The sequence below is a fragment of the Streptomyces paromomycinus genome (genome assembly GCF_003865155.1).
Classification (GTDB): domain Bacteria; phylum Actinomycetota; class Actinomycetes; order Streptomycetales; family Streptomycetaceae; genus Streptomyces; species Streptomyces chrestomyceticus.
In genome coordinates, this window is the sequence record NZ_BHZD01000001.1 from 1,939,087 (window position 1) to 1,951,087 (window position 12,001).

At 70.7% G+C, this 12,001-nt stretch carries 12 protein-coding genes; 8 read left to right on the top strand and 4 right to left on the bottom strand.

The window, feature by feature from the left end; translation table 11 throughout:
- Window positions 1–107: 107 nt before the first annotated feature.
- On the bottom strand, window positions 108–1,817 hold the full coding sequence (locus tag OEIGOIKO_RS07695; protein WP_125053119.1) for a long-chain fatty acid--CoA ligase: 1,710 nt from the start codon (window positions 1,815–1,817) through the stop codon (window positions 108–110).
- A 466-nt stretch (window positions 1,818–2,283) separates the two neighbouring features.
- On the opposite strand from OEIGOIKO_RS07695, the gene OEIGOIKO_RS07700 reads away from it, so the two are divergent.
- The 3 genes from OEIGOIKO_RS07700 (at window position 2,284) to OEIGOIKO_RS07710 (ending at window position 5,361) form a co-directional block, all read left to right on the top strand.
- Window positions 2,284–3,207 carry an alpha/beta fold hydrolase gene (locus OEIGOIKO_RS07700; protein ID WP_125053121.1) on the top strand — a complete coding sequence of 308 codons (924 nt, stop codon included), beginning with the start codon at window positions 2,284–2,286 and terminating at the stop codon, window positions 3,205–3,207.
- Complete coding sequence (locus OEIGOIKO_RS07705; protein ID WP_125053123.1) at window positions 3,204–4,796, top strand: PHA/PHB synthase family protein; 1,593 nt, start codon at window positions 3,204–3,206, stop codon at window positions 4,794–4,796. The genes OEIGOIKO_RS07700 and OEIGOIKO_RS07705 overlap by 4 nt, the downstream gene beginning before the upstream one ends.
- 244 nt (window positions 4,797–5,040) lie before the next feature.
- Window positions 5,041–5,361 (top strand): SpoIIE family protein phosphatase, encoded by a 321-nt coding sequence (locus tag OEIGOIKO_RS07710; protein WP_281288342.1) that lies wholly within the window; start codon window positions 5,041–5,043, stop codon window positions 5,359–5,361.
- A 238-nt stretch (window positions 5,362–5,599) separates the two neighbouring features.
- Here the strand turns inward: OEIGOIKO_RS07710 and OEIGOIKO_RS07715 are convergent, their stop codons facing one another.
- Window positions 5,600–6,001: a DUF6415 family natural product biosynthesis protein gene (locus OEIGOIKO_RS07715; RefSeq protein WP_125053127.1), complete on the bottom strand. Its 402-nt coding sequence runs from the start codon at window positions 5,999–6,001 to the stop codon at window positions 5,600–5,602.
- Between the two features lie 194 nt (window positions 6,002–6,195).
- Here OEIGOIKO_RS07715 and OEIGOIKO_RS07720 point away from each other — a divergent pair, with 194 nt between their 5' ends.
- The gene (locus tag OEIGOIKO_RS07720) at window positions 6,196–6,438 is read left to right on the top strand and encodes a DUF397 domain-containing protein (protein ID WP_125053129.1); all 243 of its coding nucleotides are present in this window, start codon (window positions 6,196–6,198) and stop codon (window positions 6,436–6,438) included.
- Window positions 6,439–6,512: 74 nt separating this feature from the next.
- Window positions 6,513–7,424 (top strand): helix-turn-helix domain-containing protein, encoded by a 912-nt coding sequence (locus tag OEIGOIKO_RS07725; RefSeq protein WP_246177257.1) that lies wholly within the window; start codon window positions 6,513–6,515, stop codon window positions 7,422–7,424.
- A gap of 143 nt (window positions 7,425–7,567) precedes the next feature.
- Here OEIGOIKO_RS07725 and OEIGOIKO_RS07730 read toward each other — a convergent pair whose 3' ends face one another.
- Window positions 7,568–7,918 carry a helix-turn-helix transcriptional regulator gene (locus OEIGOIKO_RS07730; protein WP_125053132.1) on the bottom strand — a complete coding sequence of 117 codons (351 nt, stop codon included), beginning with the start codon at window positions 7,916–7,918 and terminating at the stop codon, window positions 7,568–7,570.
- 131 nt (window positions 7,919–8,049) lie between these two features.
- Between OEIGOIKO_RS07730 and OEIGOIKO_RS07735 the strand changes: the two genes are divergently transcribed.
- Window positions 8,050–8,850: an ANTAR domain-containing protein gene (locus OEIGOIKO_RS07735; RefSeq protein WP_246177258.1), complete on the top strand. Its 801-nt coding sequence runs from the start codon at window positions 8,050–8,052 to the stop codon at window positions 8,848–8,850.
- Between the two features lie 465 nt (window positions 8,851–9,315).
- Window positions 9,316–9,711 (top strand): STAS domain-containing protein, encoded by a 396-nt coding sequence (locus OEIGOIKO_RS07740; RefSeq protein WP_246177259.1) that lies wholly within the window; start codon window positions 9,316–9,318, stop codon window positions 9,709–9,711.
- Window positions 9,712–9,954: 243 nt separating this feature from the next.
- Here the strand turns inward: OEIGOIKO_RS07740 and OEIGOIKO_RS07745 are convergent, their stop codons facing one another.
- Window positions 9,955–10,716: a chaplin gene (locus tag OEIGOIKO_RS07745; RefSeq protein WP_246177260.1), complete on the bottom strand. Its 762-nt coding sequence runs from the start codon at window positions 10,714–10,716 to the stop codon at window positions 9,955–9,957.
- A gap of 613 nt (window positions 10,717–11,329) precedes the next feature.
- Here OEIGOIKO_RS07745 and OEIGOIKO_RS07750 point away from each other — a divergent pair.
- Window positions 11,330–11,794: a lamin tail domain-containing protein gene (locus OEIGOIKO_RS07750; protein WP_125053134.1), complete on the top strand. Its 465-nt coding sequence runs from the start codon at window positions 11,330–11,332 to the stop codon at window positions 11,792–11,794.
- Window positions 11,795–12,001 lie beyond the last annotated feature (207 nt).

Sequence of the window (12,001 nt, forward strand, 5' to 3'; positions counted from 1 at the left end):
GCCCTGGTCGTAAGCGGCCGGCCGATCCAGACGTCCGCGGCCTGGTGCGCCGGGGTGCCGGCACTGGCGGATCAGAGGTACCTGCGCTGCGGGTCGCCGGCCTTGCGTCAGCGGCTTGGGCCGCGCTCGGCGCGGGAGCGGCGCTCAAGCCTGGCGACGGGCAGTGCGCCGTCGGCGTACTGCTGCCGCAGGAGTTTCTTGTCGATCTTTCCCACGGGGGTCTTGGGGATGGCGGGCAGGACCGCCCACTGTTCGGGGACCTGCCAGGCACTGAGGTGCTGGGCCAAAAAGTCGCTGAGTTCGCGCAGCTGTGCGCAGGCTCCCTCGCAGTAGGTGAGGGCGGCCAGCGGGCGTTCCCCCCAGTGGGGGTCGGGGACGGCGATCACGGCGGCTTCGAAGACCGCTGGGTGCTCGGTGAGGCGGTTTTCCAGGTCGACGCTGGAGATGAACTCGCCGCCGGACTTGATGACGTCCTTGGCGCGGTCGGTCAGGGTCAGGAAGCCGTCACGGGAGATGCGGGCGACGTCGCCGGTGCGCAGCCACCCGTCCGGGCTGAAGCTGTCGGTGGGGCGTGCCGGCTGTCCGGCGGTGCCTCCGTGGTAGGCGCCGGTGATGGAGGGGCCGCGCAGTTCCAGTTCGCCGGTCGAGACGCCGTCGTGGGGGACGGTTTCGCCGTCCGGCGCGGTTAATCGGTACTGCACGTAGGCCGGGAAGCGGCCCTGGGTGCTGCGGTAGGACCACTGCTGCTCGGCGGGCAGTCCGCTGGGGGCGATGGCGGCGGAGGCCAGGCCGAGGGTTTCGGTCATGCCCCAGGAGTGCACGAAGTCGATGCCGTACCGGTCGTGGTAGGAGCGCATCAGCGCCGGCGGGCACGCCGATCCGCCGGTCGCGACCCGCTGGAGGCTGCTCGTGTCGTAGCGGCCCGTGCCAAGCTCCTGGTGCAGGGCGGTCCAGACGGTGGGCACACCCGCGGCGAAGGTCGGGCGCCCCTGTTCGATCATCTGCGCCAGCGGCCGCGGCTGCAGGTGCCGGTCGGGCAGCAGCAGGGCGGCGCCCACGTGCGCGGCCGAGTGGGGCAGACCCCAGCCGTTGACGTGGAACATCGGCACGATGGGCAGGACGGTGTCGCGGGCGCTCATGTTCCAGCCGTCCGGGCTGACCAGGTGCAGGGACTGCAGATACAGGGCCCGGTGACTGTAGACCACGCCCTTGGGCTCCCCGGTGGTGCCTGAGGTGTAGCACATCGCCGCGGCGGTGCGCTCGTCCAGGTCCTCCGCCCACGGGTAGTCGGCCGGATGCTGGGCGAGCAGGTCTTCATAGTCGTGCACAAAGCCGGTGAAGTGCGCCAGCGCCTCTGGGTCTGCGGCCCCGGCGACGATGATGTGCCGCAGTTTTCCGGACAGGTGCGGCAGCGCGGCACCGAGCTGGCCGGTGAGATCGCCGTCGACCACGACGACCTCATCCCCTGCGTGGTTGATGATGTAGGCAAGCTGTTGTGTGGTGATGCGCACATTGAGCGTGTGCAGCACCGCGCCCATCGACGGCACACCGAGAAACGATTCCAGGTGGCGGCTGTTGTTCCACATCAGGGTGCCGACGACGCTCTGGTCTGCCTCCGGGCGGGTGCCGGTGTGCACGCCCAGTTCGTCGCGCAGCGCCCGGGCCAGCTGCGCGGCCCGCCGGCCGACCTGTCCGTAGGTGGTGCGCTCGAAGTGGTCGCCGCGCCAGGTCGCGACGAGCGAATCGCCGTGGGTGCTGGTGCTGTGACGCAGCAGGCGCGCGGCGCTGAGCGGAACATTCTGCATGGTGCTGTGCATGGCGGTCCTCCTGGGCGTTGCACACTGCGGGAAAGAGCCACTGGCACCCATCCGGGGCGCGGGCGAACGGGGCGAAGAGCGAGGAGAGCCCCGGGCCGCACAGCGGCGGGCCGCGCCGAACTGCCGGAAGAAACCGGCCTGGACCTTACTGTGCACACCCCCTTTCGTCCACGCAATGGCGCCGCATTGCTGTGGCGAAAACCGGTCAAGAACAACTTCCGCAGCCAGGAAAGATCGCGGCATATGACGAACCGATGTGCCGTCCGGAACTGCCCATACGTTTCCTCGTGAGGCACTCTTGCCGTCCTGCGTATCCTGCCTAAGCTGCCTGGCGGGGCGAATTTACGTCGCCGGATTAGCCGCGCCCGCGATAGGCCGCACTTTCAACTTTCGCATTGTTGTATGTCAACGCACCGGCCCCCGCGTGCGCAGGCTGCTCTGCTTCCACAACTGAACTGGAGGGCATATGAACGCGACGAAAACTGTCACGGAACCGGCGAAGCAGACGATCTACGTCCGGGACACCCCCGTCGCCTACGCCGAGGCCGGTGACGGACCGGCCGTGCTGCTGCTGCACGGCCTCGGCGGCACCTCTGAAGACTGGAACAGCGTGCTGGCGCACCTGGCCGGCCGTCACCGGGCGGTGGCCGTGGACCTGCCCGGCTACGGTTCCAGCGGCCCCATCCCCGACAGCAGCCCCGCCGGCATCGCCAACTTCCTGTGGGACGTGGCAGACGCCCTCGGTCTCGAACGCCCCGCTCTCATGGGCCACTCCGAAGGCGGCGGCGTGGCAGCCGAGATGGCCTTCGCCCGGCCCGCCCGGGTGCCGCGCCTGGTCCTGGTCAGCGCCTCCGGCATGGGCCGGGCCATCCACCCCGCCTTCATCCTGATGGGCACCACCCCGCTCGGCGCGCTCTTCCCCTACCTCGCCAAGCTCCCCGGCGGCCCCGAGTCCTTGGTCCTGTGGCTGGCCCTGGCGGGCTCCCCGCGCCCCTGGCGGATCCCGGCGTCCTGGGCCACCAAGATGCGCCAGGCCGCCTCCTCGACCGGCGTCCTGGCCGCAGCCCTGAGCACCATACGCCAGGCCACCAGCCTGCGCGGCCAGGAATGCATCGTCGCGGACCGACTGCCGGAACTGACCATGCCCGCCCTGGTGGTGTGGGGCAAACAGGACACCATCCTGCCCGCCTTCCAGGCCCGGCGGGCCGCCGCCCGCCTGGGCCACGGACAGCTCGCCCTGATCCCCCTGGCAGGCCATCTGCTGCCCATCGAGGCCCCCGACGCCCTCCTGGCCGTCGCGGCCCCCTTCCTCGCCGCACAACCGCTGCCGGACACCGCAAACAGCGCCGAACACGACACCACCTCGCAGACGGCGAGCAGCACGGCGTGAGCGTGCCCCGTCCCCGGTGGCCCGCACCGGCCCGATGCCTGTCCACCCTCCTGGCCGAACTGGCCGGCCAGACCGGACTGCCGCTGCCGCGACCGGTGCGGCCGGAGCCGGACGACCGCCGTCACCACGACCCGGCCTGGAACTCCAGCGCCTACCACCGGACCCTGCTGCAGACGTACCTGACCTGGCGCAGCGGCGTGCTCGCGGCCGCATCCGCACCGGTGGTGCCGCCCCGATGGCGCCGACCCGCCGAATTCCTCGCCCGGACCCTCACCGACGCCCTCTCGCCCGCCAACTTCCTGCCCACCCACCCGACCGCGCTACGCGCCGCGGTCACCAGCCGCGGAGCAAGCCTCGTCCGCGGAGCCGGCAACCTGCTGGACGATCTCGCGCACAACCGGGGACACCCGGCCAAGATGCCCTCCGGCGCCTTCACCCTGGGCCGCGACCTGGCCGCCACCCCCGGACGCGTCGTCTACCGCAACCACCTCATGGAACTCCTGCAATACCAGCCGCAGACCCCCCAGGTCCACCACGTGCCGCTGCTGCTGTTGCCCGCCTTCGTCAACAAGTACTACATCTACGACCTGGCCCCCGGCCGCAGCCTCGTCCAATGGGCCGTACGCCAGGGCTTCACCGTCTTCGCCGCCAGCCTCCGCGACCCCGGCCCCGCCCAGGCGACCGCAGGACTGGAGGACTACTTCCGCCACGTCCCCCTGCAGGCCCTCCAAGTAGTCGAAGACATCTGCGCCACGGACCACACGCACCTGGTCGGCCTGTGCGCCGGCGGCATCTTCGCCGGCGCCCTCGCCGCCTGGCTCGCCGCCGGACACGAACACCGCACGGCCTCCTTGACCCTGCTGATGGCCGGACTGGACTACACCGACCCCGACACCGACCAGCCGATGGGCGCCACCCAGCTCCTGCTGCTGTCCAACGGACTCATGGGCCGCAAAGCCCTCATCGACAGCCACCGCATCAGCGACTTCTTCGACCTGCTGCGCTCCGGCGACACCCTGTGGGAACCCCTCGCCCAGGGCTGGCTCCACGGCAAACGGCCCGCACCCTTCGACATCGTCGCCTGGAGCCAGGACGGCATCGCCGTCCCCCGCCCCCTCTTCAACGACACCATGCACCTGATGGGCGACAACCTCCTCGCCGAAGGCAGGCTCCAGCTCGTCGGCCGGCAGCTCCGCCTCAAGGACGTGAGCACCGATGTCTTCGCCGTCGCCAGCGTCCGGGACCACATCGTGCCCTGGCCAACCGTCTACCACGGAGCCCGCGCCCTGGGCGGCCGCACCGACTTCCACCTCATCCCCTCCGGCCACGTCGGCTCCGTCATCAACCCCCCGCGCCCCAAGGCCGGCTACTGGCACGCCGACTGCCCCCTGCCGCCCAACCCGCTGCACTGGCAGGCCACCGCCCGCCTCCACAACCAGTCCTGGTGGACGGCGTGGACACACTGGCTGGCCCCCCGGTCCGGACCACACGTTGCCGCACGACCATGCGGAAACGACCACCATCCGGCAGCCACACCAGCACCCGGAACCTACGCCCAAGCACCGCCACAGAAACGCCCGGACGGGTGACCCGGAAATTCCAGCCCCCTCTCCCCTGTTCTCTCACCAGTTCGAGGCCATCACTGTCATCCCGAAGGCGCGACCGGTAGCACGCCAAACGCTCCAGCCCCACATGTTCTGTGCGGGACGTGGGTGACAGGTGACACGCCTGCGACGGATGCTGAAATGAGTTGGGCCCGGAGTGGGTTGTGACAGCGGCCGCCGGGGCAGCAGGCCGTTCTCCGGCAGTGGGCCACGCCGAAGTCCGCTGGAGGTGCCGACGGGCGTGCCGCTGGGAGTGGGCGGGGTGGCGCACCAGCAGGTGTGCCTGCCGCTGCGGGCCGGCACCACGCTGGCGCTGTACACCGACGGTTTGGTCGAGACCCCGCACAGCGACATCGACACCCACATCACCGCCCTGACGGCGGCGCTTGGGCGAGCCTGCTCGCCAGCCGGCGGCCTGGAGAGGGCTGCCGACCGCCTCGTGCAGGCCATGCTGCCCGATGTCACCGCGGCCGACGCCGCCGACGATGTGTCCCTGCTCCTGATCGCCTTCCCGGCAGCCCCGCTGAGCACCACGAGGGCCGGTTGCTGACGCCGCCTCCGCCCCTGGCGGCCCCATATCACTGCATCGAGGCTTCGGAACACGGACACGATCCCGAGAGCGCGTCAGGTGCGAGAGGCCGGTGACGGGTTCATCTTCGTCGATCTGCGAGGAGCGTAGGCGGAGGCAGTCCGCCCCGTGCTTACGCCTCACAGAAGGGAAACTGGGCCTGCGGTGGCAAGAGGGAGAGCCGGTGCGGCCGCGGCCTTGGACCAGTTCGCGTCGGCCGTCAGGATGAGAGGGCGGCGCGGCTGAGCTGTGGTGCGTGGTGCAGGCGGCCGTGGCGCTCGTAGAGGGCGCGCAGGAGCCGGGCGAGGTTTTGCACACCGGTGACCGTGGGCCGTGGTGGTGCTGCCAGACGCCGTTCGGCTTCGCCGAGCACGACCTCGGTCAGGGCCCGTATCGCGCTGTTCTTCGGCAGCGCGGCGCAGCAGTGCCGGACGTCGTCGGCGACGGCGCGGGCATGGTCGGCCAGTTGCCGAGCGATCTGTTCGCAGTCGCGGGGCCGGAGCACGTCGTGCGGTTCGGACCAGGCCAGGACGGCCTGGGCCAGCATCAGGTAGGGCTCACGGTCGAGGGGCAGCGCCGCGTGGAGGGCGTCGCGCCTGATCGGTGCCGAAGGTGTGGTCATCGCGATCTCCGCCAGGGTTCATTTCGGGGGCTGGGCCGCGTGGTTGGGAACGGCTAGCATCCTCGTCGGTTGCCTTCCGCTGCAAGTACATCTGCAATTGCATCGGCAAGAACGGCCGCGCGGGGCCCAGATCCCGCCATGCGCAGGTGGTCCCGCAACGGCCGGCGTCCGGCCCAGAAAGAGGAGAAAACGCGGTGGAGTCATATTCCAACGGCATGTCTGCCGGTGCGCTCGACGGGGCAGTGTGGCGCAAGAGATCACGCAGCAACCCCAACGGAAACTGCGTGGAGCTGGCCGTGCTGGCTGATGGCCAGGTGGCGGTGCACAACTCCCGCCACCCGGCCGGACCGGTCCTGGTCTACACCCGCGCCGAGATCGCGGCTTTCCTCCAGGGGGCCAGGGTCGGGGACTTCGACGATCTCACCACGGCCGGCTGACGCATATGTCGGCCGGATACTCACCACAGCCGGCGTGGAAGACTGAACGTTCATCCGACCTCAGGGGAGTCAGCGTGCCCGCGCAGCCCGAGCACTCTCCGTCCCCGCGCCCGCGTATCGGGCGGCCCGGGGGCGGCCCGACGGTCCTGCGGATCGTCCTGGGAACGCAGTTGCGCCGGCTGCGGGAGGCGGCGGGCATCACCCGGGAGGCGGCCGGGGAGGTCATCCGCTGCTCGCACGCCAAGATGTGCCGTCTGGAACTGGGCCGTGTCGGCTGCAAGGAACGTGACGTGGCCGATCTGCTGACGCTCTACGGGGTCACGGACGAGGCCGAGCGTGCCGAGTTCCTGGCGCTGGCGCGCGGGACCAGCACGCCCGGATGGTGGCAGCAGTACCACGACGTCCTGCCCGCCTGGTTCGAGACCCTCCTCGGCCTGGAGGAGGCAGCCTCGGTCATCCGCACCTACGAGGTGCAGTTCGTGCCCGGGCTGCTGCAGACGCCCGACTACGCCCGGGCGGTGTGCCGGCTCGGCAGCCCGCAGGCGGCCGGAGAGGACATCGAGCGCCGGGTTGACCTGCGCCTGCGACGACAGGCCCTGCTCAGCACGCCCGGTGCGCCCCGGCTGTGGGCGGTGCTGGACGAAGCGTGTCTGCGCCGCCCGCTCGGCGGCTCCGAGACCATGACCGGCCAGTTGCGGCACCTGCTGGAGGTGTCGCGCCTGCCCCATGTCACGGTGCAGGTGGCCCCGTTCCGCCTCGGCGGGCACGCGGCGGCCGGCGGCCCGATCACCATCCTGCGCTTCCTGGAGCCGGACCTGCCCGACATCGTCTACCTGGAGCAGCTGACCAGCGCCCTGTACCTGGACAAACGCAAGGGCGTCGACCACTACCTCGCCGTGACGGACCAGCTCAGCGCCCAGGCCGCATCCCCTCGGCAGACCCAGGTCATCCTGCAACAGTTGGTCAGCGCAGCGGAGGGGACGTAGCCATGGGCCGATACCGCCGGCCGCGGCTCCCGGCGCGAGCGAGCTCGCCGGCGAACTGCCCGCAGGTGCGCCGGCGTTGGCGGCGTCCTGCGCTGACGCCGAACGGATCTGCGTGCCGTTGCGGCCGGCAGGCCACCGGGCGGTCAGCTGGTGTCAGTGTGGCGGTCGTCGGCGGGTGCGGTGCGCTGGTGTTCGTCCTTCACGAGCAGGGAGAGCAGGGCGGCGACGGTCAGGCCGAGGTCCGCTTCGGCCGGGTGCCGCAACGTTTTGCCGGGTTCGATCCGGTAGGTGTTGGAGCGCCCCTCGCGGGTGCGGGAGAGGTACCCGCCGTCTTCAAGGTCGACGATGATCTTCTGCACGGCGCGTTCGGTCAGCCGGCAGTGGGCGGCGATGTCGCGGATGCGGGCGTGATCGTTGTCGGCGATGGCCGCCAGCACCCGGGCATGGTTGGTCACAAACGTCCATCCGGTGTGGGGCTCGGGGACCTCATACATGCCCCGACTATAGCGAACAGCTCTTCACGCACCACAAAGCACGTACCATCCTTCACGTATTAGTTGACGTGTGTGTCCCGGGTGGGCGAACCTGGACACGAGCAGGCGAGCCGACGAAGGAGAGGACGGCCATGCCCGAGCCCGCCCCCAGCGCATCCCCCTCCCCCGGGCCCGCCGCCACCGGCATGCCGCCGCCGGGAGCGGCGGTTTTCGGGCCGCACCTGGTGGCGATCGAGGTCACCGCCGACGGCGACCGGACCAGCCTGACGATCAAGGGCGAACTCGACTGGAACACTGGCCAGCACATCGAACCGGGCCTGCACGCCGCCCTCGCCCACTGCGTCCACGGCCTCGACCTGCGTCTGAGCTCTGTGCGCTTCTGCGACTGCGCCGGCCTGGGCCTCCTGCTGGACCTGCGCAGACGCGCCCTCGCCCTGGACAAGACCCTCACCATCACCGCCACCAGCCGCGCCGTCGAGCGGATCCTGGACCTCAGCGGCACCCGGGACCTGTTCGAGACCCCGCCCCCGAACGGCCAGCACACCACGCCCACCCCCACCCCAGGCGAACGTCACAGCCCCCAGAACGGCACTGACCAGGAACTGTGCGCCGAGGTGTCCCAGCTGCGCCGGGCCATGCAGACCCGGCCGGTCATCGACCTGGCCCGCGGCATCCTGATGGCCACGTTCAACCTGACCCCCGAAGCGGCCTGGACCGTCCTGGTCACCACCTCCCAGAAGACCAATACCAAACTGCACCGCCTCGCCCAGGACCTCCTCGACAGCCACCAGGGCACCACCCTGCCCGACACCGCACGACGGCACCTGACGGACGCGATCGCCGCAGTGAAGGCAGACACGCCAGGACCGCCGGACTCCTCCGTCCTCAACGGCGCCCTCCCCAGACAACGCAACGCCCCACCACCCCCGTAGCCGCCACAACTTCTCGGCTTCGCCAACTGTGGCACCCGCCGGCAACAACAGTTCGCCGACGGCATGCTGGAAGGACCGCGTCGGCCTGACCGGGGGAAGACCGCGTCCGGCCCGCTGCTCGCGCCGTGCCCGGGCGGGGCGGGCTTATCGCCGCCGCCGTTTGTCCGACGGCAGCGACCGCTCACCGTGGCCTGCCGGCCGACTGCGATGAACATGCCCTGCCCTCTTGCGAACCGGCCAAGGTCATGGCCGGGTAACCCTGCCTCGGGACCATAAACCCCCGCCGTACGCTAGGTGCCGCACGGCACCCGATGCGTCCCGTGCGTACGAAAACCCACGCAGGCGATCCGAGATGCCGCAAGGTCACAGAGGTATGCCAACGGCACGGTGAGCGCGACGAACCGAGGAGCCGAGACACTCCGGGTCCAAGGCGTCCATCCCTGCACGCGAAAGGTCTCGTTCCTCTTGTCCCGACCTGCTCAGTACCACCTGCTGTCACTGCCGGACGGATCGTGGGAGACGGTCAGCTGCCTGGCGTCGGCCATCCGGTGCCGCGCCACCACCCCCACCGTGATCGTCGACGTGTCGACGGTGGAGCGGCTGACCATCGACGCCCTGGCCGTCCTGGTCCGCAAGGCCATGCGCCTGCGCTCGGCCGGCGGTGAACTGCTGCTCGCCGGCCCCGGACCGGCCCTGCGCAAAATCATCGCACGCACAGGTACCGAACCGCTGCTGCCCGCCTTCTGCGACAGCAGGGCCGCGCTCCGTGCCCTGAGCGACGACGGACAGGCGTGGCAGCGCGTCGAGCTGTCCGAAGGGGAGAGCACGCACTCCTCCGAGCCAGCACAGGAGCAGCACTGACACCACCGTCCGTGACCATCGGGTGAAAGAATCGCAACGGTACGTGACCGGCCGCGGGCCAGTTCGTTGCTCCGGCCAGAAGACCACCCGGGCCACGAAGGGACGGCCGATGAAGCGTGAGCACCGTCGAGCCCCGGAGGCGAAAGGCGCCCCGTCGGCCTGTCCGGGCCGGAATGCCTACTGGCGGCTCCCGGGCCGGGAGCCGCCAGTAGGGCTGGTCACGCAGGGCCGAAGACGCACATGTCAGGCGCGCAAGCTCCGGCTGCGGCGTACGAGCGCCACACCACCGAGCAGCAGCGCACCGCTCGCGGCAGCCGCGGCACCCAGGTGATCGCTGCCGGTGTGTGCCAGTGCCGGGCCCGGGACGGCCTGCCCAGCCTCCCGGCCCTTGCCGCCGGCCGGGGACGCGGCCGACGGGGTACGGGAGTCCACCTCACCGGCGACATCGGACGGCGGCCGGTGCCCCGGCGGCCTGTGGCCAGGCGGCTGGTGGCTCCCGGGCGGCTGATGCCCCGGAGGCTGATGACCGGGGGGCTGATGGCCTGGTGGTTTGTGACCGGGAGGCTGGTGGTTCCCAGGCGGCTGGTGCCCCGGAGGCTTGTGGCCAGGAGGCTTATGACCGGGGGGCTTGTGGCCAGGCGGCTTGTGGCCGGGAGGCTGATGGTTCCCCGGAGGCTTGTGGCCGGGCGGCTTGTGGCCGGGCGGCTTGTGGCCGGGCGGCTTGTGGCCGGGCGGCTTGTGGCCGGGTGGGTGGTGATGGGTGCCGGGGTTGGCGCAGTGGTTGCCGAAGGCGGGGTTGAGCAGGCCGATGACGTTGACGGTGTTGCCGCACAGGTTCACCGGCAGATGGACGGGGGCCTGGAGCAGGTTGCCCGCGAGCACTCCGGGGGAGGCCGCGGTGCGCCCCGCGGCGCCGGAGTCGGCGTGCGCGCCCGCCGCCGCACCGGCCAGCATCCCGGTCGCCGTCGCGGCGACCAGCACGCTGTGTTTCACGAGTTGGTGCACGTGTGGTCCTTCATCTTTCGAAGATGACGAACCGGGCACCTGATGTTGACTAGGCGCCCGTATCCCGTACGGGATATCGCCCAGCCCCCGACTCCGGGAATCACCGCTCATGCGGCGAACACCCTTCACACCCGCCTCAGTTAATCAGCCATGACAGAGGCGGGCCGGGGGCTGAGCGCGTCGTATCCGACCAAACGATCGTCACGCCAGGAGGAAACGCCCCGGACTGGGGATGCCCCGGCACCTGAACGGTTCTGCACCCGCCCGCGCCTTCCGAGTGTGCCCTTCTGGTCATGGACATACGTTCCCAGCAGCCGACGCCCTGCGTGCACGTCTGTGCGCAAGGCCACCCTCACCAAGCTCTGTCTCGGCAAAGCCGCAGCTCAGCACCGGTAGGGATGTGGCGCACTGGGAGCGCGCGACTGGCGGCCGCGCGCGGGGCGTGCGCAGCGGTTCGAGAGGGGTTGTGCAAATGTCCGTGTTCTGTAATGGACCGTCGCATCTTCAACCACGGCCTGGCCGACGGGCGCACAGTGAGTGCGCCCGGCAGCCGTCCGGGCAACTCGTCCCACCGGCCCCGCCCCGCGGCGGGGCTGTGCGCAGGAGGTCCGCCATGTCCCGTTCCGCCCGTCTCGCGGCCGTCGCCCTCGGCTCGGCCGCCCTGGTCACCGCCGCCGCCCTGCCCGCCACCGCCGCCACCGGCTCCCACACCCTGCCCGCCCCGCACCGCTCCCCCGTCGTCATCGGCGCGGTGCAGGCCGACTCCCCCGGCCGCGACGACGGCTCCAACCGGTCCCTGAACGCCGAGTGGGTCACCGTCAAGAACACCGGCCACCGCCCGGTCAACCTCAAGGGCTGGACCCTGACCAGCGAGCGCACCCACAAGACCTACCGTTTCCGCAACCTGCGCCTCAGCGGCCGCCAGGAAGTCCGGGTCCACACCGGCCACGGCCGTGACACCTGGCGCGATGTCTTCCAGGACCGCCGCGACTACGCCTGGGACAACCGGCGCGATACCGCCACCTTGCGCAACGACCACCGCCACGTGGTCGACACCAAGCGCTGGGGGTGCCGTTGACCGGGCAGAGCCGCCTCCCTGCGGCTTCGCCACCAGGTGCGCCGCAGCAGCCACGGCAAAGGCTGCGGCGCACCCCCGATCGTGGTGTCCCGTAATGTCCTTGGGACCACCGTCCGTCTCTGGAACCATGAACCTCGCGCCGTCCGGTGCCCGGCGCGAGGAGGAGCCCTTGCTTCCCACCCTGGCCACGCACGGGTGCACGCCGGA